The following is a 24,928-nucleotide window of genomic DNA, read 5'->3' as shown; positions in this document are numbered from 1 at the left end:
GGTTTTGAATTTCTTCAAAGCCGCCGGTTTTCACATATACCGCATAAAAATAACTTAAACCAGGACAGTCAGTCTTAGAAATCTAACATAATTCCTGTCTCGTAGATATTCTCATCTACCAGAAGCTGCACACGGAATTTTCCGCCAAGCCCCTTCTTATTGATAAACAGATCTACATTCCGGGGATTGTTTTTCAGGAATGTTCCGACGCACATCGCTTCAAAATTCTTAGATGCCGACGTGTTGATATAATAGCGGTGGACACGGTCATCCTCGCCGGTCAGCAGCAGCATTGCCAGCTGTCCTTTTTCATAAGTCGCATTGAACAGAATCCGGTCCTCTTCTTCCGTAAGGGAAGCCTCATAGTGTTCCGGCACTGTTTCCCCGGCCGCCTGTGCCGGTACCTCGGTGTCGAATTCCCCGGTAACGCTCATTTCGCCGCATACCCGTCCGGCTCCGAGCTCCATCACTTCTCCGGCATAATAAGCAGGCAGTTTCTCGGCCCGGAATACGTTGGATGGAACGTGCAGTTCATAGACCACCTCATCATTTACGATCTCGCAGGTAATGGAGTTCAGACGGCAGTCCGGTCCCGTACCGTCCATACTGCCAAGGCCCTCCAACGGTTCTCCGTTCTTGTAAGCGATTCCGCCGGAGTGTACCATGTACCGCCCTTCGCCGTAATACTCCACATTGCAGATATAAGGGGAAAAGAAATCCGCTCCCCGCTCTTTTCCATACTGCCAGACCTGACGGACCGTGCGCGCCTGTGTGTCGATATGGTAACGGACGCCCCGGGAATAGCTGTCGGCGGCTTTGGCGTATTCTTCCTTAATCTTCGAACGGTAATGCCCATTGTCGAACATCATGATATCCCCGTCCGGGCAGACCAGGACACCGTGCTGCTCATAGGACCATTCGAACGGTTCCCCAACCGGTTTAAAAAAGTAACGGCTTACAAAGTCCTCCGGCCATCCGGTGGGATCACCGAGCACCCAGTTCAGCTCACCGCTCACGTAATCGATATTGATTACCGCATCCTGATGCCGCCCGGACAGCGTGATAGAGTCGGTTTTTTTATCATACCACACGGCGTTATTATGGAACCAGTCGTGGGCGGAACCGGAGCCGGAATAGGTGGATGCGCACTGATAGGGCAGAAGCTTTTTATAATCCCAGATGCGCAGGATCTTCCCGGTCTCCCGGTCCGTCAGCGCCAGTACGTCCTCCACCGTTTCTGCATCGGGGGCCTGGGTCAGCATCAGAATATTGCCGTCTTCCATCTCGAACGTGTCATGGTGATAACCTCCCGGAACCCGGTATTCCCGGTAAATCTTACCGTGTACTCCCATTTCGTATACACCGCTGACATAATAGGGCAGCCGGATCAGACGGTCGGTTCCCACCAGCAGATGTCCGTTGGCCAGCCGCTTCATGTCGAAGGATACGTTCACCGTCAGATACCATCTGACATCTCCCCGGTAATCACAGGCCAGCGCATCCGCCTTGGATGTCTGCGTCAGAAAGATCAGATTGTCTCCCATATGTTCTTTATTTTCTTTACAGTAGGTGGGTACCGGAACCTCCGGCGCCAGGGGCTCTGTGCGGATCGTGACCAGGCTGGTCTCGCCCCCTGATGTCCGAAGTTCCACCGTATTCTCATAATCCCCATATAATCCATACACCGGCAGGATATGAACCGTATCGCGCGGGAACGTATGGGAAATATCTCCTGCGTGCTCTTTGCCCTTGACCGTCAGGGTAACCTCCTGCTTTACTTCCGTGCGGAATAAAACCAGGGCGGTCAGCGGTGAGATCAGATAGGGGTTCAATTTGACCAGGGGCGCTTTCAGCGTATAGTTTCCCCGTTCAAACTCCGCCAGTATTTCCTGCTCCGCCTTGTTCTGCCTTGTGACCAGATGTTCTTTTTTTTCATATTTCATTGCTTGCGCATCCATTGTTTTTCCTCCAGTCCGCAGTTTTCTGCGATATTCATGCAGGCAGGGTCCCGCCTAACCGGGACCTGCCGAATCGATACCAGTTACTTTAAGAAGCCGGTCAGCGACCAGTAAGGGAATATAATAAGGATCAGGAATATAATACTGAGCACCGTACGGGTCGTACAGAATTTGATCGCCTTTTTCATATCAAATACATCATAGCTGAACAGGATCAGGAACAATGCCCACTCGTAGGGGAAGAACAACTGCTCCACGCCCCATACAAAGCTGAAGGTGGTGCCTACGATGCTCAGGCCAAGCTTGGAGGCAATATCGATGAAGAGCGGCGAAAATGCTGCCATACCAGCCAGAGGCGTCATCATCATATCGGTAATTACACCGGTCAGCCATGCGAACGCGGTCATTCCCAGGTTCCCTACATTCTGCAGAAGCGGCATCACGATACTGCTGACCAGATCCGCCACACCAACTGCGTTGGACATGCTTCCGATGGACATGGTAGCCGCCACGAAGAATACCATCGGGAAATTCACAGACTTCAGATCTTCCACTTCCGCCACCTGCACACCCGGCAGATAGCAGGCGATCACCGCCAGGGAGAACAGCCATCCGGCGTCTATATTGGTAAATATCATGGCAATAACAAGTAAAACCAGCACAACCAGGAATTTGATCTCTTTGGGTTTCATTTTCCCAAGTTCGTTATATTTTTCTACAAAATATTCTTTTCCATCGATCTGCACATCCTGTTTGAACAGAATCCGCACCATGACCAACAGCACGAGAGTCCAGATCAGCATGACCGGGAAGTTGCTAATGAAATAATCCATCCAGCTTACCGCGTGACCGGTTTCTTTTAAGTAGGAATTGACCAGCTGCAAATTCTCACTGGCGGATAAGTACAGCCAGGCCGGGGCGATAGCGGCCACAAAGCCCGCGAACATGATGCCCGCTCCGGTGTTACTGTTGTTCTTTATTTTCAGGGCATGGTAGATCCCATAGCAGAGGGCACAGTACAAAGCCACCCGGCCGGTCATATTCGGCACCAGTAATGCTACGACAACACCTGACAGGACGATTCCTGTAACGATCCCCTTGTAGGATCCTCCGGTCTTTACAATGAAGAAATATGCAATTCTCTGCATCAGCCCGCTTTTTTCAAAAATAACGGATAAGGTCAGCCCTCCCAGGGACAGCCACACAACAGACCCTGTCCAGGGTGAAAGTACCACCGCCGCCGGCGCCACACCCCAGAGGATAGCCCCAATCGTCAGCAGCAATCCGGAGATATACACCGGCATCAGGTTCATCGCCCAGGTCAGAATCGCCCACGCGGTAACGACGAAAAACTTCCTCATTTCCGGTGAAACGGCATCTGACTGCGGAATGATGAAATATAGCAGCGCCGGAACGCCGATCGCAATCACCCATTTTATAATCTGTCCATACGGTATCGATTTTTTGTTCATTCCCCGATCCTCTCTTTCCAATATATAATTCTGCCAGTAAAAAGGTTCTTTCCGTTTTTCTAAGGAAAAAGCTTTTGTCCATAATGTAATGCTATATGGCAAAAGCTTTTTCCGAAAGCGCACCCTTCTCGTGTTCTATGCGCCTGTCTCACGGACCGTGTATGTCCTCCACACACGAATTTAAATACATAACATACTTATCGCCAGAACATGATTTCACCCCGTCATGCCTGCTTATTTTCTATATCTTTATTTTCTATATCCTTATTATCTGTGAACATCCTTAAAAGCTTCTGTCTGCGCTTTAATTCCTCTTTCAGCGGCAAACCGTTCGATACTTGACGCTCCGAAGAATCCGTCTATCTCCGGAATTCTCTCGATAACATACTGCGCGTCTTCCGGCTCCGCGATCGGTCCGCCGTGGCAGATAACCATAACATCAGGATTAACACTTCTACCGCCTTCGATGATCGCTTTGATTTTCACGACACAATCATCCAGCGTGAGAGCCGTCTGCGCACCGATCGTTCCCTTTGTCGTCAGACCCATATGGGCAACCAGAATATCGGCTCCGGCTTCCGCCATGGCTTTTGCCTGTTCGGGATCGAATACGTAAGGGCAGGTCAGCATATCCAGCTCATGCGCTTTGCGGATCATATCCACTTCCAGGCCGTACCCCATACCGGTTTCTTCCAGATTCTGGCGGAATACGCCGTCGATCAGTCCTACGGTAGGGAAGTTCTGTACACCGTTAAATCCCATATCCTTTAACTGTTTCAGATATACATCCATCACGCGGAACGGGTCGGTTCCGCACACGCCTGCCAGTACCGGAGTGTTCTTTACTACCGGGAGCACCTCAGATCCCATCTCCACAACGATCTGGTTCGCGTCGCCGTAGGATAAAAGTCCCGACAGGGATCCTCTGCCTGCCATCCGGAACCGTCCGGAATTATAGATGATCAGCATGTCGGCTCCTCCTGCCTCACTGCTCTTGGCGGTGATCCCGGTTCCGGCGCCCACGCCTACCAGAATTTTTCCATTTGCTGTTTCCTCTTTGAATTTTGCTAAGATCTCTTTTCTTGACATTGTGTTCATTTCACATATCCTCCTATTTCATCCATTTTATAAATTATTCTGTTTTCTTATTTCATCATTTCTATTAATTTTTCCGCTGCCGCTTCGGCAAATGCGGGATCGTTGATATTGCAGTCCATTTCTTCTATTTCCACTACATCGGTATTTACTTTGCTCTTCAAGGTGTTGAATAACACCTGGTCTTCCTGCGGCCCATAGAAAGCGCCGCCTTCCACATCGATGGCGGATACCCCTTTAAGGGGGAGCATCAGCACGGTTTTTTCCGTTGCCATATTCAGTTTTTCCGCCAGCTTTTCCCCGATCTGTTCATTTTCTTCCTTGGTCGTGCGCATCAGCGTCACCATCGGATTGTGTTTATACAGATTCCGGCCGGCGAATTTCTCAGGCACCGTATCGTATGGCCCGAAATTCACCATATCCAAGGCTCCCACCGATACCACCTGGGGAATCTTACACAGGGAAGCCGCTTCGCTGCGGTGGGGGCCTGCGTTCAGAACGCCTCCAACCAGCTCGTCACACCACTCCGTCGTCGTCAGATCCAGCACCCCTTTGATAAATCCGGCACGGATCAGCATTTCCATAGAGCGCCCTCCGATTCCTGTGGCATGGAACACCAGCACCTCGTAGCCGCGTTTCTCCAGATATTCTCTCGCATGGGTAATGCAAGGCGTCGTCACTCCGAACATAGTAGCCGCGATCAACGGCTTCTCCGGTACGGTCTTCTTGTTTTCAAAGCTCACCATTCCGGCGATGGCAAATACGGCATTGGTAAATATTTTCACCGAAATGCTGTTTAACCCCGCCACATCCACGATCGACGGCATCATGACGATATCGCTGGTTCCCACATACTGCTGCGTGTTCCCGGATGCCATGGTGGATACCATCACCTTCGGCACGCCGATGGGCAGCGCCTGCATGGCCGGTGTCACAAGAGCCGTTCCTCCGGATCCTCCGAAGGATATTATTCCATCAAACTTTCCCTCATCGTAAAGAACCGGCAGAAGCTTTTCCATCCCCTTAGACAGCACTTCCATGGCCCAGGCCCGGTCTTTTCTGGCTACAACGTCTTCTATCTTCTCCCCCGCCGCTGCCGCCAGCTCCTGATTGGAGACATCCGGCCGAAACGCCGGTTCGAATACCCCTGTATGTATCATATAGGCCTTCATTCCTATGCTCTCAATCAAATCCTTCACATAAGCAAATTCTTCCCCTTTTGTATCAAAGGTTCCTGCTACCGCTATTGTTTTCAAATATCTTCCTCCTTTCTATCTGTCTTTCGTAAGCTTCCTGCAATGGTCCGCTTCTTTTCTGCGCTTCGCTTCTTGCCTGCTAAACTCGTTCCATTGTCCGAGTTATTCCATTACCCAGCTTATTCCATTGTCCACTTGTTCCACTGTCCACTTGTTCTGCCGCGTTTTCCATGGCACTTATTCTTACTGCATTTTCTGATCCGGCCGGATTTTTCAGAATTCCACTCGCGGAATCCGCTGTTTCTTTTTGTGTTTTCTTTATGGAACAGTTGTATTCCTGTGAATAAATAAAAGAAACAGTAAATGTTTGATAAGTACATTTTACTGTTTCTTTCTTCATTAGTAAATGTGGTTATATTTGCATCTTATGTGGTTATATTTGTTTTTCCCTGGCTTTCTTTTGGAAATTCATGTGTTTATATTAGATTTCCGAAATTCCGTCGGGGAAACTCCTTTGTATTTTTTAAACATCTTACAGAACTGGGCATAATCTGTGTACCCAACCATGTTTGCCACTTCGACGAACGGAATCCCCGTATCCTCCATGAATTCCGCCGCCCGGTCCATCCGAAAGCGCACCAGGTATTCACTGAAGCTTCTGCCTTCCTCTTTTTTAAACAGAGTACTCAGATAGGAAGGGGAGATATGGGCCGCCATCGCCAGATCTCCCAGATGAATCTGGCTCCGGTAATTTTCCTGGATAAACTGTTTGACATAATTAATGTAGTCATAATTCCGCCCATTCCCCATAAGCACTTTATATACCACATTATCCTCATCCAGGCTGCCGGAGGTCTTATAGGCCCGGGTCACATTCAGTATCGCCTTCTCCGCCGGAATCCGTTCAAAGGAAGATCCACCGATGAAACCCTGGCACTCCGTGGTTTCATAGAAATACTGCATATCAATGGGCGTTTTGATCGGGCCGCCGTACACGACTTTGATCACATCTGTCCTGCCTTTGCATACATCAAAGATTCTTCTGGCCAGCATAGCGGACTTCTCCAGGGATACGACTTTCTTTGGCCCCAGCAGGCCTCCCGTGGTCAGACCCAGATGGGCGCAGATAATATCCGCCCCCGCGTCCAGCATCTTCTTTGCCTGCTCCTCGTCAAATACGTAGGCGATGGTCAGCAAGTCCAGAAACCGGGCGATCCGGATCGCCTCCACCTCCCGGTCATAGGTAACCTGCTCTTCCTCCAGCGCTTCCCTAAATTGCCCGTCGATCAGGCCCACCGTAGGAAAGTTGTTGATCCCGGCGAATCCAAGCGCCTTGATTTTCGATATGTACTCATAGAGATGGACGGCCGGATCGCTGGCATTGATGCCAAATATCACCGGGGTATCCGGAATCACCGGCAAAAGCTCCCGGGTGGCAAATTCCATAACAATATCATTGCTGTTGCCATAGCAAAGAAAACAGCACAAAGAGCTTCTGCCCATCTGCCGGAACCTTCCGGCGCTCAGGGCCAGTATCAGATCCGCCCCTCCCAGAACCGTATATTTGGACGTCATTCCGCTTCCGGTGGCGACGCCGATGATATGGCCGTTGACATGGATCTGGGCGTGCAGTTGTTTTAAGATTTTTTCCCGATCAGGCATTGATACCACTCCGCTTCCGTACCTTTTAGATGGTTCCCATGGTTCTTCTCTATCTTACGTCAAAGCTTGTCTTAATATAACTACTTTTCGAACGCTGCTGCCTTTTCATTGCATGTTCTCATGAATCGTCTTAAGAATGCTCTCTAACTCTGTTACCGGGATCTGTCCCGGCGCCGAAACCCGCTTCGCCGCTCCAAAGGTCACGCTGGAGCCGAATTCCTCCCCGCAGAGCCGGCTGATCAGCCCGATCCCGCCCATGGACATGGTAATCACCGGACGGTCCGCATATCCCGATACCATCTCCTGCGTCGCATCCAGCAGGGCCAGTACGTCCTTTGTGCTCCGGGGCATAACGGCCAGTTTGGAAATATCCGCCCCCGTCTCCTGCATTGTCCGAAGTCTGGCTACCATCTCTTCTTTTGAAGGAGTACCTCCGAAATCATGGCTAGACGCGATGACTTTTACGCCCGCCTCATGAGCCGCATCCAGACACTTCTGCATGTCCTCTCCCACCGTAAAATATTCGATATCAACCAAGTCAATCAGCCCGCTTTGCGCCGACCGGATCAGAAGTTCCGTGTACGCGTCGCCAGAGATCGGCTTCTCCCCGCCTTCCGGGGCCGTGCGGAAGGTAAATAGAAGCGGCAGACCGCCGGCTGCCTCTCTTAACTTTACCAAAACCTGGTTTACCCGTACTAAATCAAATACTTCTTCAAACCAGTCCGCACGCCATTCCACAATATCTGCCGGCAGGCCGGACAGCTCTGCCGCCTGGCCTAAGATTTCTTTTTCCGTCGCGCCCACCAGGGGCACACAGATCTTTGGCCTTCCCTCTCCGATTTTTATATTGCGTACGATTACCGGGTTCATGTGTGTTTTCCTCCATCTGCTTTAATCTATATTTTCATCTGCTTTAATCTATATTCTCATCTGCTTTATTTACGTGCTGCCGACATATTTCGACTTTCCTTTGCCGCTTCTGCCTCTTCTTTTCTACCGGTAAATTATAGCACGAAAAGCAGGCTCCGCTCAACGGGTATATCCACGGAATTGTTATATCCACGGAATTTGTCATATTCCCTAACACAAACCGTGAATCAGAATCTGCTCCCCGATTCCGGAAGTATCATATCCTCCCAATTCCTCCAGCTTCATCCGGAATTCCCTGCTTTGCAGCACATCCAGGAACGCCTGTATATGCGGCAGTTCAAGGGATTTCGGATAGAGTGCAAAATCATATTCCTCCGCCCCGATCGGCAGAAAATCCAGATCCATGGCCTTCGCCGCCGACTGGATCCCCATCCCGGCATCCGCTCCGTCGCTGCTCACCAGAGCCGCCACAGCCATATGGGTTGAAGCCTCATAGGTGTATCCCTCTATTTCTTCCGGCACAAGGCCATTCTCACTGAGCAGATAGTCAAACAGAATCCTGGTTCCGGCCCCTCGCTGCCGGTTCACGTACCGAAGCCCCGGCAGGTCCCGGATTTCTTTGATATTCCGTGGATTTCCCTTTTTCACGATCAAGCCCTGAATCCGTTTCACGCCTTTGACCAGCAGCACCGGTTCGTGAAAAAGTTCCTCCAGATAGGATATGTTATAAATTCCCGTCTTCTGATCCAGCAGATGGACCGGCGCCACATGAGCTTCCCCCCGCCGCAGAGCCATCAGGCCGCCCATACTCCCCACATGGGTACTGCTCAAAAACATATGCGGATGTAGGCTCGGCATCAGATCCGCCAGTACATCCAAAAGCAGGTCGTGGCTTCCGATCACCATCACCGTATGCTCGATTTCCGAAAGGCTTCGGAACAACTCTACCTCCACCGTTTCTCCCGCCTCCACGCCTTCCCGGTTCTGGCCGATGATGCAAAACCCATCCGCCCGCACCAGGGACATGGCCGCTCCCGCGCCTCTGGCCAACGGCGCAGCGATCAGTTTCTCATCTACCTTTCCCATCTTGACTCTGACGTACTCCTTATATTTCAGGCTGGATATCAGGCGTCTGGACAGCACCGCTTCGGCACATCCCGCCGGCTGCCGGTCCCGGTCTAGGTAAAGATCCATTACAGGTATCACAAAATTCTGAAATCCGATGAAGGCGGATACCGGATAGCCCGGGAGCCCGATGACCGGTTTTCCTTCCACAACCGCAAGAATCACCGGCTTCCCGGGTTTTACCGCCACGCCATGAACGATCACCTGCCCCAGTTCTCTTAGCACATGCACGGTATAATCCTCCGTCCCCGCGCTGGAGCCGGCATTTACCAATACCATATCATGTTCCCGCACCGCTTTAAGAACCGTCTGCCGAAGCAGTCCGTAATCATCCGGAACCGGCGGCAGGCGGTGCGGCAGGCCTTCCTGCTCTGTCACCAGATTCTCAAACATCCGGGAATTCGACTCGATGATCTCTCCCTCCCGCGGCTCCCGGCCCGGCTCTATGATCTCAGAGCCGGTAGGAATCACCGCCACCTGCGGACGCCGGATAACTTCCACTTGCAGAATCCCTCCCGCAAGCAATACGCCGATATCAACCGGTCGAATTCTGTGCCCTCCGGGCAGGATCATTTCACCGGCCACGATATCCTCCCCAATGGGGCGCACATGCTGCCAGGGCGCTGCCGACGCCAGAATTCGGAACCTGTCCGGATCCGTTGTCTCCACAAGATCCTCCGCCATGATTACCGCGTTATAGGGCGGTCTGACCGGATCCCCCGTATCGATCAGCCGGCAGTTCTCACCGATCACCAGTTCCACAGCCTCCCGCTCCGAGGCATGGTTCGTGATATCCGCTCGGACAGCCACACCGTCCATCGCCGCTGAATTGTATAGGGGAGAACAATATTTGGCATAAACCGCCGACCTGGTCACCCGGTTCAGCGCCTCCGTTACCGGTATCCTCTCATAGCTGACATCGACGCTCTCTTTGAGGGCCTTCCGATAGATCTCAACCGCTTCCTCCGCCGGAATATTATTCAGATAAAGATTCCGTTTCTCCATCCCGATTCTATCCTTTCCTACATAAATTACCCTTTACATCAGCCATACGTCAACGCTCTCCCCGGTGCAAAGTCCCTCCCGGTTAAGGGGTATCATAATATAACCGTCCGCTTCCGTCAGCGTGGTTATAAGCCCCGACTTTCCAAATACCGGCCGGGCCAGATATCCGCCTTCCGCGGGCAGAAGCCGTACCAGCTGGCAGGTCTCTCTTCCCGGCGCTCCCGGCACATTACATTCCATCTTAGCCCGGATACAGAACGGAGGTTTTTCTCCCCGCAGCTGCTTAAAGATCCTACCAAACAGCAGAACGAACACAAGCATCGCAGCCGCAGGATGCCCGGGCAGCCCGGCCAGTATCGTCCGGCTGGGCTCATCATAACCCAGGATCGTCGGCTTGCCCGGTTTTAACGCCAGGCCCTGCGTAAATACTCCCGGCCTGGCAAGCTGTTCAATCACCTCCGCGGTAAAGTCTTTGTTTCCCTTTGAGCTTCCTCCTGAGAGCAGCACCAGATCACTGCCGCCCATTGCCGCCTTTACCGTACGCAAGAACTGCTCTTTCTCATCTTTAATCAGGCCGGTATGAATCACATCACAGCCATACTGTCGGGCCAGCGTTTTCAACACCCCCGTATTAATGTCCCGCATCTGTCCGGGGCCGGGCGTTACCCCTGGCTCCACCAATTCGTCGCCGGTAGATAATATAGTAACCTGAAACGGCGCGAAGACCGGGATTTTCCCGATTCCTGCCGCCAAAAGGGCTCCGATCTCCTGCGCACGGATCTCGGTCCCTCTTTTCAAAAAGACAGTTCCAGCCCGGATATCCTCCCCCACAGGAACCACATCTCTGCCGGGTGATACCGGTTGCCCCACCGCGATCTCTCCCGCGCCAAACGGCTCACAATACTCTATCATCACCATGGCATCCGCCCCTTCCGGAAGCATGCCTCCGGTGGGAACATAGGCGCAACGGCCGCTTTGTAAGCACCGCCCGGGCACTTGTCCTGCGCTCACCTCTTCCGTTAGTTTCAAAAATACCGGCAGCGTCTCCGCCGCTCCCTGCGTATCCTGAGCCACAACCGCATATCCGTCCACGGTGGAGCGCCGGAACCCCGGGATATCCTCAGCGCTTACCGCATCACCGGCCAGTATCCTTCCCAAGGCTTCCTCTGTCCGGATCATCTGTGTATGAAGCGGCAGTGTTTCAGCCGCCCGGAGCAGTTTCCCGACCGCTTCTTCCAATGTATCCACGTTCAGCAGCTTCATATTTTAATCAACCTTTCTTCCCCGGACATTCAGATCCAGGGATTCCCTTTCCAGAAATGCTTTCAGCCTTTCGTCCCCGCAGTTCTTAAGCAGTTCCCGCGCAGGGCCGCTGGCCGCCAGTTCCCCCTGTGACAGGAAATGAATCTGATCGCACATACGGCAAATATGGGAAAGCTGATGGCTGATCATTACCCAGGTCACAGCCGCCTGCGCCTGAATCTCCCGGATCCACTGTTCAAACAGCTCCACACTGTCCGGATCCAGGTTCGAAAGGGTTTCATCCACGATAATCAGCTTTGGCTTAAAAATCATGGCCCGGATCATGGACAATTTCTGCCGTTCCCCTCCGGACAGACTGCCTGCGTACTGATCCTTTTTCTCCCACAGCCCACAGCGGGTAAGCCATGGCCTGACATCAGCCTCCCTTGGCTTCTTTCCCCGAAGCTTCAGCGGATACACCAGATTCTCATAGACGCTGGTATGCATCAGATAGGGTCTCTGGGTAGTCATGGTGATCTCCCTTTCGTTAAGCCCCTCCCGGTCGATCCGTCCGGAATCCGGCGTCAGAATCCCCATCATCAGCTTCGCCAGCGTGGTCTTACCGCAACCGTTTCCGCCGATCAGCCCGTGGATGCATCCGCTTTCCAGCTGTAGTTCAGGAATCCGGAGGCAGAAATCCCCGACCCGCTTTTCGATATCAGTCATTTTCAACGGAAATTTCCTCCTTTCGGAAAAAGTCCGCCAGGCATTGCAATAGAAAAGCCATGAGCAGCAATATAAGCCCCAGCGCCACTCCCTCTGTAAAAATCCCCTGGCTTTTCAGCAAAGATATCGCCGTAGTCATGGTACGGGTATTTCCCTTAATATTTCCCCCCACCAGCATAACCGCTCCCACTTCACTGATCGAACGCCCGAAGCCCGAGAGGATGGCAAAATAAATCTCGTTTTTCATCTCCCGGAGCATCAGCCGGTTCGTCTGCATCGGGCTTGCCCCCATAGTGACGGCGAAATTCCGGATGGCGGGCGCGGTGCGCACCGCGTAAGAGTAGACCATCCCGCAGATAATCGGCGTGATAATGAGGGTCTGCGCCAGAACCATGCCCTTGATCGTAAACAGCCACCGGAACGCCCCCAAAGGCCCCCGCCGCATCAGAAGCATATATACCAGCAGGCCGATCACCACCGGCGGCACTCCCATCAAGGTCCTGTTCACCCGCACCACAATACGCTTGCCGGGAAACTGGTGTTTCTCCAACAGCAGGCCCAGCGGGATTCCCAGCAGTGCGGAGATGGCGGTGGAACAGACAGCCATCTGAAACGTCACCTGAATCGAGCTTAATACCCCTACATTGGAAAATGTCTCATTGATCCATTGTTCAATCGCGTTCATATCCAGCCCCCTTCCGCGTTTTTATCATACCATCTATTTTTCTTACCTTCTATTTTTCTTACCGTCTTTTTATCATACCGTTTGTTTTGCGGGCCGCCCTATTTTGCAGGCCACCATATTTTGCAGGCCACCATATTTTGCAGACCACCAAGTTTTGCAGACCACCATATTTTGCGGCCCAACCCTTAGATAAAAAACGGCGCCGTATCCGCAAGAAGACCTCTGTCCTACGCGGATACGGCGCTATGCATCTTCGTATGAATTAAGAATCGGTTCCGGCATTGGGCACAAAGAGCGCCTGCCCGTATTCTTCCACACCGAACTCACCGATCAGCTGCTGCACCTTTTCGGAGCAGATCCAGTCGATAAAATCATTGGCTCCCACATTGTTGATATCGGGATATTTATCAGGATTGACCGCGATCACTCCATATTGATTCAACAGATTGGCGTCACCCTCGCAGACAATCTCCAGTTCCAGCGGTACGGTAGCATCCTTCTTCATCTTCAGATAAGTGCCCCGGTCGGTAAGGCAGTAAGCCTTCATCTCGTCCGCCATCGTAAGTGTAGCGCCCATTCCCTGTCCGGACTCCACATATTCCGGATCCTGCGCCGGATCAAGCGCCAGCTTCTTCCAGATCTGTTTTTCTTTCTTATCCGTTCCGGAATCATCCCCACGGGAGACGAAGGGCAGCTGTTCTTTGATAATCCGTGAAAAAACAGCCTCTATATTATCTGTATGGGCGATCGGTTGTGCCGGCCCCGCCACGATAAAATCATTGTACATCACCGGAAAACGCTCCACTCCATAACCGCCTGCAATAAATTCTTCCTCACTGGCCTTGGCGTGAACCAGAACGACGGCTACGTCGCCGTTTTCACCCATTTTCAGGGCTTCCCCCGTGCCGACGGCGTCCCACTGCAGATCCCAGCCGGTATCCGCAAGGAATATGGGCTTCAGATAATCCAGCAGCCCCGTGTCATCGGTACTGGTGGTGGTAGCCATCAAGAGCACCCCTTTTTCTTCCGCCGGCGTCTGTTCAGGTTCCGCCGGTTTCTCACTCTCCACCGGAGCGGCTGGCTCTGCCGGCGGTGCTTCGGGCATCTCAACTGCGGCTGGTTCCGCCGGCCCGGCCGGCAATTCTTCCTTTTTTCCGCAGCCTGCGGCCGCAGCTGCGATTATGAGCAGGCCCAGAATAAGTGACAGGATCTTTCTTGTTTTTTTCATCGTAACCCTCCCTTGAAACAAAAGTATTGCAGGAACCGGGATTAATATCACGGCTGATATCTATAACTCTCTCCCTGCTGCTTAACTTCTTACTTCTTAATCATACAGGAATTTTCCGGCAAATGAAAGCTTATTCCGCACTTCCCGCTACTTTTTCAATCAACTCTTCACAGATATCCGCCACGTCTCTTCCGTCGGTATCAATGATGATATCCGCTGCCTTCAGGTACTTCGGCCGCCTCTTCTCCAGCAGCCCGGCGATAAATTCCACGTTCATGTTATTATTGAGAAGCGGGCGTTCCCGGCTGTCCTTCACCCGCCCGTAGATCGTCTCGGGACTGGCCGTCAGCAGTACGATTTTCCCGTTTTCTTTCATCAGACGTACATTCTCCTCCTGCAGCACCATGCCGCCGCCGCAGGATATAATCAGGTTTTTCCGTTTCTGCAGCTCTGCCAGCAGCTGGGTTTCACATCGGCGGAAATAAGCCTCCCCGTCCGTTTCGAAGATGCCGGCAATACTCCGGCCCTCTCTTTGCTCGATCAGGCGGTCCGTATCGATCTCTTCCACGCCGAGGGCTTTCACCAGATAGGAGGAGACCGTGCTCTTACCGGTTCCCATGAAGCCTACCAGCAGGATGTTGCAGGAGAACAGAGACTGTGCCCGGACTTTTTTGGTACTTTCCATAACCGTCTGATAGATCTCACGGATCATTGTTTCATCTGGGCAGCCCCGGAGCATGGTGTCCAGATATCCGTACAGCCCTTCAGATGGGTTATCTTCCCGGCTGCCATCGTGATTTCCGCTCCTCCCTCCTCCTTGTGCTGAAACCATTGTCAGCAAAGGCTGGTGATACTTTTTATCGAGTTCCGCCAGCTCTCTGGTCAACTGCATTCTCTGTATCAGAGCTTCTATAATGTGTTCGTCGCACTGCCGAATGCGTTCTTGCAGTTTTTCTATGTCTTGGGTTTGCATTGTTACCTCCGTTGTCTAATTTGTTTTTAAGTATGTAAAGAACATACATTTACACTTTCGTTTTAATCTCTGTAAGGTTATATTATAGCAATATACAAATATCAATTCAAACACTTTTTCAATTTAATGTAATAAATTATGCTGTCTTTCTATCGTCGAGGACTATGTATAAGTTAATTAAATTATGAAAAAGAGACATTTTTATTACCGGAATATATTTCTTGTATTATTTGATCGTTCATATTACGGTATGATGATTGGATGTCCTCATTCTGAATAATACCAGCTTTTCTGGCTAATCCCCATAAAATATTCATAATATCATCCGGAGATTTTCCACATTCTTTTTTTATTTTATCTTCGGTAAGGCATATAATTACATGCGCTGCTAAATTACGCACTTTTATCTCTACTGTTCTCAATTCCGCCACCATAGCAAAGACATTTCTATCATTACCATAACTTTCTATTAGAATTCTAAGATGTTCAGAAGAATAGGGTAATCTGTCGTTATATCCTTTTGCAGCTCCTTTTTTAAAACCACCTTCCAGTTTCTCTAAAACATCTCTGCCCTTTTCGGTTTTCTTCAATTTTCTCTGGGTAATACATACTTTACCGCTTGCAAATGTTTCGCAATAGTCTTTTATATTAATATTTAAAATATTTGATAAATAAATCTCTAACAAGTCTAAATTAATAGGCGTAACACCTCTTATAAAATCAACATATTCCTTGCGCTTACGCTTGATATCCAAAGTTAAAAGATATTCTATATTCATTTGGTATCTTGCATCTGTCGTAGGCATAAAATTAAAATCATACTGTTTTTGCAACGCTTCGACTTTGTCTAAATCTAAGCGAAAACGATCTTCCGAAGCTTCCAGCATCGCTAATATGACATCTGACAGATGATTACAAGTGTTTGCAACCGTGTTTGCCGCAATATAATCGTATACCTTCAGATGCCGTCTAATAATACCGTATCTTATCTCTTCAACCAGATTCAGATTTTCCGAGACTACGCTCCGATCACAGTATTTTTCTTCATTATCCTTATTCGTTGCCCATACTTTTTCAATAATAAAATCTTCTTTTGGAAAATTACCTCCCTTTGCAGGAGAAGTTACTTGAATCGGTATATATTTATTTTCACCGAAAGCTGCCAAGGTCTGTAAAGCTGCTTCCATCGCGGGTGTTCCAGAAGATACGTTCAAAAGGAAATCGAAATCTTCTCCTTCGTGTTTCTCCCATATATTATTTAATATACTGCGAAATTCTTTATAAAAAATATCAAACACATGTGGATTATCTAATTCAGGTCTTTCAATAACTTCAATCGTGAACGTACATCCTAATTTCTCTCCTAATTTATTCAGACTTAGGCAATAGCGATCATCTCTTCTGTGTAATTCCAACATTTCCTTCGATAAATATAGATAAATTTCAGTTGGTCTATATTTTCGACAAATATGTAATAGAGGACCGTCACTATTTTTTGATATGGGATCGGTGCCGCTTACTGCTGAGAATAATATATTTTTTTTCATTTGTGGGTCCTTCTTTCTGTATTTACTACAAATTATAAGGAGTTGTTAAATATAATATTTAGCTTATATACGGTATCTCCTCGTAAAGCGCAAGTTGTAACAATAAAGCAAGTGAAACGGGTGCAAAACCCAACATTTCCATCTCCTTGCGGAGCGTAGGTTGTAACATCGAAGAAAAAGTTGGGACATACGAACATCCAGATTTCCATCTCCTCGCGGAGCGTAGGTTGTAACTGTGGTGCTTACGTGGAAACGCATAAGCCAAGACCATTTTCATCTCCTCGCGGAGCGTAGGTTGTAACGTTCCCCGCCATCCCATCGTTCGGTTGCCCCCTATTTCCATCTCCTCGCGGAGCGTAGGTTGTAACTGTTTGAACGGGCAGAAGAGCTGGCGAGTTGGGTATTTCCATCTCCTCGGGGAGCGCAGGTTGTAACTGAGATGGATACTACACTTCATTTGCCTAATGGAATTTCCATCTCCTCGCGGAGCGCAGGTTGTAACTTGATGTTTTTCCAATATATGCAATATTTTTCCAATTTCCATCTCCTCACGGAGCGCAGGTTGTAACCAGTACCAGCTGCGCGAGATAGACATAGCGGCAATGATTTCCATCTCCTCGCGGAGCGCAGGTTGTAACTATGGAAGTGGTACAAAAAGCCATCCTTACAAACGTTTCCATCTCCTCGCGGAGCGCAGGTTGTAACATTCCGCAACGGTCGCTATGTCCTCCCTGCGAAGTTTCCATCTCCTCGCGGAGCGCAGGTTGTAACAGATCAGGAAACAGGCTTTGGACGATTTCCTTCGGTTTCCATCTCCTCGCGGAGCGCAGGTTGTAACCGCAGTCCGGCCGGCCGGAAGTGGAGTCCTTACAGTTTCCATCTCCTCGCGGAGCGCAGGTTGTAACCAGATAGGGCAGACAATCAACTTGAGGTTATTGTTGTTTCCATCTCCTCGCGGAGCGCAGGTTGTAACAGCTTTTATTGGCAATCTCCGATATGATGGACACGTTTCCATCTCCTCGCGGAGCGCAGGTTGTAACAGAGATAAAACAATTTTCTTCTATAAGTCCTTTTGTTTCCATCTCCTCGCGGAGCGCAGGTTGTAACTAAAATCACTGAAATATCTGGTAAAACGCTTGAGGTTTCCATCTCCTCGCGGAGCGCAGGTTGTAACTATAATCTATGCCATATTCAGGGGCTTTCAAAGGGTTTCCATCTCCTCGCGGAGCGCAGGTTGTAACACGGTATGTATAACTGCAAGTTTTATCATTACGAGTTTCCATCTCCTCGCGGAGCGCAGGTTGTAACTTAGCAATAACGGTCTGTTAAGCGTATCACCCAATGTTTCCATCTCCTCGCGGAGCGCAGGTTGTAACTGTGTCTGCCTCCTGGCTACGTCCACTACCTGTTGTTTCCATCTCCTCGCGGAGCGCAGGTTGTAACCCTGGCTCAATCTGTCTCTTATAGACTCTTCGGGGTTTCCATCTCCTCGCGGAGCGCAGGTTGTAACTCAGATCCATTACCTCATATGGCGATAACTCCCAGAGTTTCCATCTCCTCGCGGAGCGCAGGTTGTAACCATGTCCAGCCACACGCGCTTGACCTTCCGACCGTTTCCATCTCCTCGCGGAGCGCAGGTTGTAACCCCACCAAAACCTGACCGCCCCCAAAGCCATCTCCACACCCAAAAAGTGCGAACACCAAAAAACAATCACTATTTTTCTTCAAAAAGCTTCCGCAAACACCTCTCCGCCTTGAAAACACCAAGGTGCGAATCTCCCATACTTTTCATGTTCACTACCATTTCGCACTTCAATCTTTCCCTCTAATCCGCTCGACACAAACCCCTCCCATCCCCAACGCAGTCTTTGCCCCGACTCCACACCAATTACCGAAGTATAACAACGCTTGAGCTAAAATTCTCAATGGCTCGGGCAAATACAGTTTAATCATTACATATCCCCGAAAGCCTTTTGTGAACATATTTTTCATAGGATAATAACTGCTCTCCAATTTATAGGCCGTGATCTTCGTACCGCCTAAAATCTGCCGAACCGCATCCTCATCATTAACCGGCACATTCGGAAATATATGATTCCAATGCATGATTAGACTCTGCATAATTAATTCTGCCGTTGGAAACAGCACATACTCTCCGTTTTGTTTAAATGTCGTCGGGCTGTTAAAATAGATCCGATATTGCCTGGCCTCCCCATAACGCATCCCTGCTTCGAAAAAGATCTCACGCTGGCCCGGAATTATTTCTTCCTTCTTCTGTACCATATGAAATTCCTTACCACGGATATCTGCCTTCCCGCCATTTAGCATATCGTCTATCTGCTGCTCCAGCTTATCATCAAAACAGGAAAGCATCCAAACCGCCCGATGCATCCGATTATCATACTTCACATATTGGCTCATCATTACCCGTTTCTGCTGATGCAATAATTCCGACATCTCCGAGTTCAGCTTGTTACTCAGAAACCCATAGAAAGCATATCCGGGATTCACATCTACTTCGCCTTTATATTCCCATTCAACTGTAAATTTTTTTGCCAATACCGTTTCCCTGCTTTCCTTCTATTTAAATCCTACCGAACATACACCATAATGATAAAAATTTTGATTATAATAAGTACACTTCAAATTTTGGGGTGAGATACCCACCTGCTCGTCCTTGTCGTGATAATGCCTTGGAAATTGCTTCTTCATTACAGAGGATACCAGTTTCACCGCCTGTGCATGTTTGTCCTTACCTAAGGCTGCGTATACAATATTTTTGGAAAAATATCCGCTGCCTCCTCCAATCACCAGCATCTGATTATCCGCGGGGATTTCACAGCCTTTGTAATTTGAATAATAAGGTAAATATGTAGCTTTATAATGCTTTCCAAAAGCCTGAATACATTGTTCTAAAAATTTAAGATCCCGATCTTTCCAAATACTTCTGTCAATCGTTATCCGGCTTCTGATTTTAACTCCCGCGCGGACACATTCACGTACCAAAGATAGCTGTTTCCTTTTCCCACTGGGAGTCAGGTCCCATTTTCCGCATAAGACCATATCATCGGATGAAATAATTTCGCTGTCCGACACCGATAAGCCTCTTAAAATACTATTTTGTTCGTCTTTGGGATCTTCCGTTACTTTCAGTGTATTCAAATAAGCCTGTTCCAGTTTCTTAGCATTCTTATCATTTACCTGAAGATAATTCTTCTGCAAAAGTAGTCCCGTCAATATAGCAGTCCTTAATGCCCCTTTCAGAGAGCTCCCGGGAATATAAGGCCTGCCGTAATGATCTCTGCAAAACATCCAAATTTCTTTCAGGCTTCTTCCATTCTCTAACCCTTGCCCGCAGCGGATATGGTATCGGGTAAATGAGTCTACCTCCTGCTCTGTTACAGAATTTTCCGACAAAAATTCATATAGATAGCCAATATTTGGATTTAAGATAAAAGATTCATACTTTTCAATTAACCCCTTATCAATTAAGAAAGAAAAAAACTTCTCATCATCTAATATGGAAACCTTCCGCTTGTTTGCGTCCATATAATATTCTACCTTATTGCAGGATTGTCCGCTTCCTACAAACACAGGCGATCGGGTTTCCAAAATCATCTGATAACTCTCCAGATAACCTTCACGTATCATTGTCTTACCTCCATAAATATCGGGCAGGAATAACGATAGACCGGATGCTCTTTCTCTTGGGATACATGATAAATGTCTCCTAAAAAGCGATTTGTAAATACAGAACCAGCAGCGAAAAAATACTGCGTTTTTTTCTTATAAAAACGGTCGCTATATTTTGCCGACAGCACATAACCTCCTCTTCTGGTAAGGGTGTAATAAGCTCCCTGCATCGAATTGTCCAGTTCATCATCCCTTGGAAGAGACGTCGTAAGCAGCAGACTCAATCCTTTCGTTTTTGCCGTCAGGCTGTTCTTAAGAAATGAACTCTGCCCATCCTGATACTTCTCACTGTCATCCAGAATTTTTTCTTCTTGCAAACGGAATTTCCCATAACCGGAACTTATTTTCCCGCCTAATCCATCCATTTCCAGATTTTTTAGAAGCCTGCGGACCAGATTCAGGTCATCTTGATTTTCGTATTTGACCAAACCGTACAAACCACAATCCTCGTAAAACAGAAATCCGCTTACCGTATATGGCAATGCATCTTTGTCATTCCGGACCGCCGCCTTGATGATGTCCCACGGAGTCCCGAAATCAGCAGCCAGTTCTTCCACATGTAATTCCCGCTCTCCTTGCAGCCCTCTCCAAAATTCTTCCAGTCTCGTAACAGGTATAAACTTAAGCCCTTTCATCTGTTTCCTTCTGGAAGCATCCACCATATCCCCGGTTAACTTCGCCGGGAGAATAGGTTTCGGTATATAAAGCGTATCTTTTTTATAAGGAAACAGATCTGAAAAAGCCAGCCGCCCCTTTATGATTGGTTGAACCAATGCCGGTATTTTATTCTCTCCATCCATTTGGCTGGCACTATGGCACAGCGCGGAAAAAAGAGTATCCGCACATAGGCTGATCGTCGTATGTTCCAGGGCCTTAGCGTCAGCTCCATCTCCAAAATGAACAGGTCCAGTAAAGTGTATTTTATATAGATAATAGTTCATATTTTTCCACTTCCATAAACAGTTTTTTGATCTTAGACAGGTCAGTTTCCAAATTCAGCGTATCAATGCGGATATTCTCAAAGCTTACACGGCCGCTTCCTCTGGTCCCATGACCTCCCAGATAATCAATCTGCAACAGCTTCATCCCCTTTGCCAGCAACTCAAGCTCCTCATCCCGATGCCCGTCATCCTCGTCATTATAAACGATGCAAACCTCGAACAGGGCTCCGCTGACCACCCTCTCGATGGATCTCGGTGTCGCTTTCGCAGTCACCCTGTCTATTCTATTTTCTGCCTTTACTTCCGTTACATCGCTCAGGTGTAAAAATTCCTCTCTATTTTTTAAGAAAGCGTCCGCGAATTGCAGTCTGCTTCTTCTGATGGGTTTCTCCGATGTCCCGAACATGCGAAGCAGTATCTCAGGATCTTTGTTGGGAGAGCTGTATACTACACCCGTTGTTTCCATACTTCTGGCCAGCAAAGCCCTGATTTTCCCTTTCAAGCTGCTACCCGGGATGATTGGATAATTCGTTCTTTTGTCCCGGATAACCGGACTTTTTACTGCGCCAATTGCGGCATATTCCTCCAATCCGCCTATATGTAAACCAGTCAACACCCTCAGATCTGCTTTTATTATGACTTTATCACTCATTGTTTTCCCTCCCTAGTCATCTCCGCCCAGATACCGGTGATAAGCCACCAGTGCTTCCATGTAATTAGCGAAATTTATGAATTTCTCACGATTGGTACCGATTCCTTTAATATACTGTAGAAGATGAGCCGCTTCAACAAAACTCTTCACCGCATCTTTTTCCCTGCCTGCATCATATAAAATGCGCACCCTCATCTTCTGCAGGGCAGATATACTCTCCTGTTTTAATTCCGGCTCTCGTCTTCTGCTCTCCACATTATAGATATCTGTTACCATAGAAAAGATGTTCCGTATTTTTGATGTGGTAAGCTTAAACCTTAATGTCCCGTTATCCCCCTCGGTTCCCAGCCCTCTCATTACTCTTTCTGCACTTTCCACATAATCTGCCGGTATCTCTTCGGCTTCCAATATCGCCGCCTGTTTTGAACCATTGCTTCTCTGTCTCTGATAGCCATTTCCCGTTTGTCCCTGATATCTATTCATACAGTCTCCTCCTTATCTTTTATTCTATTAAGATACAAAAAAACGTAAATCGCGGTAATCAGTTCCTCTCTGTCCATCTCCTCCAGAATCCACTGATACATAAATCGCGAAAACTCAGTATATATCTGTGACTTTTCCTCATCAGCCTCATCCGGTTTCATAGTAGCTAGCAAATAAGCATAACGCGCAATATTGATTTTTTCATCGGTTCCCCGCAGGAACTCCAGAATTCGATATAAAAAAGCGTTTCCCCGCTCCTGGTAATCGGAATGAAAAAACCTTTTGAGTACTGATAATTTCTCGTTTATTACCCCATTTCGAAATTCGGACCATGGATACACATGGCTGTCATCAAATAAAACCACTGCGTTTTTACCTGGAAGCGCTTTCGCCATAACTTCCAGTTCTGCCGTTCTTTCCGCCGACCGATGAACCGGATATTTGAGATCAAAGATACCGATTCCGCCGGATAACGACAGCTTTCCGGCTGTATAGCGCTGAAAGCTCTCCTGTATTCTAATAGAAGCATCTACAATATCACTCCAGGCCCCAATCAAAAACACATCGTCCCCTCCCGAATAAACCACATCGACCTTCAGTGAAGGGTTGCTTTCATCTCCTTGTAGAATTTGATTCATATAATTTTTAAAAAACAAGGACAACTTACGTGAAAGAACCGCAGTTCTGGTCAATGTTACATACTTCTCTTTCCTGGAAGGAATCACTTCCCCATCCATCTGAAATCCACTGATAAAAGTAGCTCCGAGATTATCGACATCCAGTCTTAAAACTCCGATTTTACCGATTCCTTTTGCTTTCTCCGCCATAACAGACAGCAAATCACTATAGTAGTAATCTCCCATATATATGCGGTTCGCTCCACTCTCAGGTATAGGACTGTTATTTTTCACATAAATTCTTCGTATTCCATCCGCCTTTAATCCTTGCTGCAATTCCATTGGCCTAAAAACATATAAAAAAGCTTCTCCAGCGTTACCACCATCAATAACCGGCACAGATAGCCCTGCCTGACCGCTGATCTTGCTTTCATATATTACCAACACTCCATCGGGCTGCAGTATTCTCTTCGAAAATTCCGCAAATCCATGGCACCAGGCGCATATATCTTCTTCCTGTAAAAGTTTATCCGTACTTCCGCATACTTTACATTCCCTGCCGCCGCCTGCTTCATTGTTCCCATTGAGTTCCCGAAGCTCATCCGGTGTATACCTTTGCATTTTACACTTACTGATCTGATTTGACAGCGATCGGAAAATGCGTTGATAGGTCTTTTCTTCCGCCGGGATATTCATCATTTCTTTCGCACTGCAAGGCACCCAGGCGGAAGCCATATATAAATGAGTATCAAAATTATCCCGAAACCATTTATTTACCGTAGAATTCCACAATTTCAGACTATCACTAACCGCTTCCGTGTTCGGGAGCAGCAGATAACAGTGTGCGCCTCCGGAATAAATCAGGTTGGCCCGGGATAATCCAAGGACCGAGAGCAGTTCATCTATATAATGCTCCATAAATATTTCCAGAAAAAAGGAACGGCTGCGTAAAGTTTTAAGGACATTGTCACTTTTTATCATATATATAAATTGTTGCACACCTGATATATCGCTTGTATATAGTAAGAATGCCTTCCTCTCTGTAAACGCCTCTTTGTCGAGTACGATTTCGTCCGCTTCCCCTGTTCTCTTATTCCAATCAAGAAATTCGCTGATACAACTCCCCAATGCCGCTAACATATTATTCCTGTCAAATAGAGAAATATCGTCATCCAGTCCATCATAACCCGCACTTCCAACCGCCGAGAACCATTTCTTTTCACTTTCTATCAAAGAGTTTAATTTATCAGGTCCTATACCATGCTCCTGCACGTCACCTGCAAACTGCCGCAGACAATCTTCAAAGTCTTCTTTTGACCACGCTTTAAATTGACCCTTTTCGACAGGATAGAATAACGGGTCAGAATACTTAGGTTCGTAAAATATCGTATCCGATCTTCCATTTAAATAATTAAAAACTGACTCCAGCCGTCTCAAATCATTCCGATTCGTTATCTGCCCCGTCAGTTCCTGTCGTTTCATTTCTGTCAGTATGTAATTTGCGATAGAAATTATATAAGCAGGCAGGCCGCTACCTTTTCCCGCCTGCTCATTCCCCTTAACCACCAGCCCGGAACCAGGCAAAGACTGCAACACTTCAATATCCTCCATTACTTTGTTTTCCATCAGCCATTGAACAACAGCCGTTTCATAAGATTGTCCATACACTTCTGGATAAGCCTTACACACGATCCGTCCAACATCATGAAAAAGACCGCAAAGGATCACTTTATAAGTGGTATCTTTCATCCCAATCTC

The 24,928-nt window shown here is 48.3% G+C and carries 19 protein-coding genes and 1 CRISPR repeat array; all 19 genes read right to left on the bottom strand.

The window, feature by feature from the left end:
* Positions 1–74 precede the first annotated feature (74 nt).
* The 19 genes from KTH89_RS02805 to cas10 all read right to left on the bottom strand — a co-directional run bounded on the left by KTH89_RS02805 (position 75) and on the right by cas10 (position 24,919).
* Positions 75–1,958: an aryl-sulfate sulfotransferase gene (locus KTH89_RS02805; protein WP_238720544.1), complete on the bottom strand. Its 1,884-nt coding sequence runs from the start codon at positions 1,956–1,958 to the stop codon at positions 75–77.
* 83 nt (positions 1,959–2,041) lie between these two features.
* On the bottom strand, positions 2,042–3,430 hold the full coding sequence (locus KTH89_RS02800; RefSeq protein WP_158342883.1) for an SLC13 family permease: 1,389 nt from the start codon (positions 3,428–3,430) through the stop codon (positions 2,042–2,044).
* Between the two features lie 267 nt (positions 3,431–3,697).
* Complete coding sequence (locus KTH89_RS02795; protein WP_158342882.1) at positions 3,698–4,528, bottom strand: phosphoenolpyruvate hydrolase family protein; 831 nt, start codon at positions 4,526–4,528, stop codon at positions 3,698–3,700.
* A 47-nt stretch (positions 4,529–4,575) separates the two neighbouring features.
* On the bottom strand, positions 4,576–5,781 hold the full coding sequence (locus KTH89_RS02790; protein ID WP_238720543.1) for a Tm-1-like ATP-binding domain-containing protein: 1,206 nt from the start codon (positions 5,779–5,781) through the stop codon (positions 4,576–4,578).
* Positions 5,782–6,189: 408 nt separating this feature from the next.
* Positions 6,190–7,383 (bottom strand): phosphoenolpyruvate hydrolase family protein, encoded by a 1,194-nt coding sequence (locus tag KTH89_RS02785; RefSeq protein WP_238720542.1) that lies wholly within the window; start codon positions 7,381–7,383, stop codon positions 6,190–6,192.
* Between the two features lie 105 nt (positions 7,384–7,488).
* Positions 7,489–8,253 (bottom strand): type I 3-dehydroquinate dehydratase, encoded by a 765-nt coding sequence (gene aroD / locus KTH89_RS02780; RefSeq protein WP_238720541.1) that lies wholly within the window; start codon positions 8,251–8,253, stop codon positions 7,489–7,491.
* Between the two features lie 210 nt (positions 8,254–8,463).
* Positions 8,464–10,383, bottom strand: coding sequence for a molybdopterin biosynthesis protein (locus KTH89_RS02775; RefSeq protein ID WP_238720540.1), 1,920 nt, complete (start codon positions 10,381–10,383; stop codon positions 8,464–8,466).
* A 33-nt stretch (positions 10,384–10,416) separates the two neighbouring features.
* Positions 10,417–11,646, bottom strand: coding sequence for a molybdopterin molybdotransferase MoeA (locus tag KTH89_RS02770; protein ID WP_238720539.1), 1,230 nt, complete (start codon positions 11,644–11,646; stop codon positions 10,417–10,419).
* Between the two features lie 3 nt (positions 11,647–11,649).
* Positions 11,650–12,351 (bottom strand): ATP-binding cassette domain-containing protein, encoded by a 702-nt coding sequence (locus KTH89_RS02765; protein WP_238720639.1) that lies wholly within the window; start codon positions 12,349–12,351, stop codon positions 11,650–11,652.
* Positions 12,344–13,036: an ABC transporter permease gene (locus KTH89_RS02760; protein WP_238720538.1), complete on the bottom strand. Its 693-nt coding sequence runs from the start codon at positions 13,034–13,036 to the stop codon at positions 12,344–12,346. The genes KTH89_RS02765 and KTH89_RS02760 overlap by 8 nt, the downstream gene beginning before the upstream one ends.
* 262 nt (positions 13,037–13,298) lie before the next feature.
* Positions 13,299–14,264 (bottom strand): substrate-binding domain-containing protein, encoded by a 966-nt coding sequence (locus KTH89_RS02755; protein WP_238720537.1) that lies wholly within the window; start codon positions 14,262–14,264, stop codon positions 13,299–13,301.
* Between the two features lie 130 nt (positions 14,265–14,394).
* A complete protein-coding gene (locus KTH89_RS02750) occupies positions 14,395–15,237 on the bottom strand; it encodes a shikimate kinase (protein ID WP_238720536.1) in 843 nt (280 codons plus the stop codon).
* Between the two features lie 182 nt (positions 15,238–15,419).
* The gene (csm6, locus tag KTH89_RS02745; RefSeq protein WP_238720535.1) at positions 15,420–16,784 is read right to left on the bottom strand and encodes a type III-A CRISPR-associated CARF protein Csm6; all 1,365 of its coding nucleotides are present in this window, start codon (positions 16,782–16,784) and stop codon (positions 15,420–15,422) included.
* 134 nt (positions 16,785–16,918) lie between these two features.
* Positions 16,919–18,429: a CRISPR direct-repeat array (repeat unit 33 nt; unit sequence GTTTCCATCTCCTCGCGGAGCGCAGGTTGTAAC).
* 167 nt (positions 18,430–18,596) lie between these two features.
* On the bottom strand, positions 18,597–19,343 hold the full coding sequence (gene cas6 / locus KTH89_RS02740) for a CRISPR system precrRNA processing endoribonuclease RAMP protein Cas6 (RefSeq protein WP_158342870.1): 747 nt from the start codon (positions 19,341–19,343) through the stop codon (positions 18,597–18,599).
* A 21-nt stretch (positions 19,344–19,364) separates the two neighbouring features.
* Complete coding sequence (csm5, locus tag KTH89_RS02735) at positions 19,365–20,435, bottom strand: type III-A CRISPR-associated RAMP protein Csm5 (RefSeq protein ID WP_238720534.1); 1,071 nt, start codon at positions 20,433–20,435, stop codon at positions 19,365–19,367.
* Positions 20,432–21,418, bottom strand: a complete 987-nt coding sequence (gene csm4, locus KTH89_RS02730) for a type III-A CRISPR-associated RAMP protein Csm4 (RefSeq protein WP_238720533.1) — start codon at positions 21,416–21,418, stop codon at positions 20,432–20,434. The genes csm5 and csm4 overlap by 4 nt, the downstream gene beginning before the upstream one ends.
* Positions 21,399–22,070 (bottom strand): type III-A CRISPR-associated RAMP protein Csm3, encoded by a 672-nt coding sequence (gene csm3 / locus KTH89_RS02725; RefSeq protein WP_238720532.1) that lies wholly within the window; start codon positions 22,068–22,070, stop codon positions 21,399–21,401. The genes csm4 and csm3 overlap by 20 nt, the downstream gene beginning before the upstream one ends.
* 12 nt (positions 22,071–22,082) lie before the next feature.
* The gene (gene csm2, locus KTH89_RS02720) at positions 22,083–22,553 is read right to left on the bottom strand and encodes a type III-A CRISPR-associated protein Csm2 (RefSeq protein WP_158342866.1); all 471 of its coding nucleotides are present in this window, start codon (positions 22,551–22,553) and stop codon (positions 22,083–22,085) included.
* Complete coding sequence (cas10, locus tag KTH89_RS02715) at positions 22,550–24,919, bottom strand: type III-A CRISPR-associated protein Cas10/Csm1 (RefSeq protein WP_238720531.1); 2,370 nt, start codon at positions 24,917–24,919, stop codon at positions 22,550–22,552. Before cas10 ends, csm2 begins: the two co-directional genes overlap by 4 nt.
* Between the last annotated feature and the right edge of the window lie 9 nt (positions 24,920–24,928).

The organism is Diplocloster agilis (assembly GCF_019042275.1).
GTDB lineage: Bacteria > Bacillota > Clostridia > Lachnospirales > Lachnospiraceae > Diplocloster > Diplocloster agilis.
The sequence above is the reverse complement of the archived record's forward strand: the minus strand, read 5'-3'. Positions and strand labels throughout refer to the sequence as shown.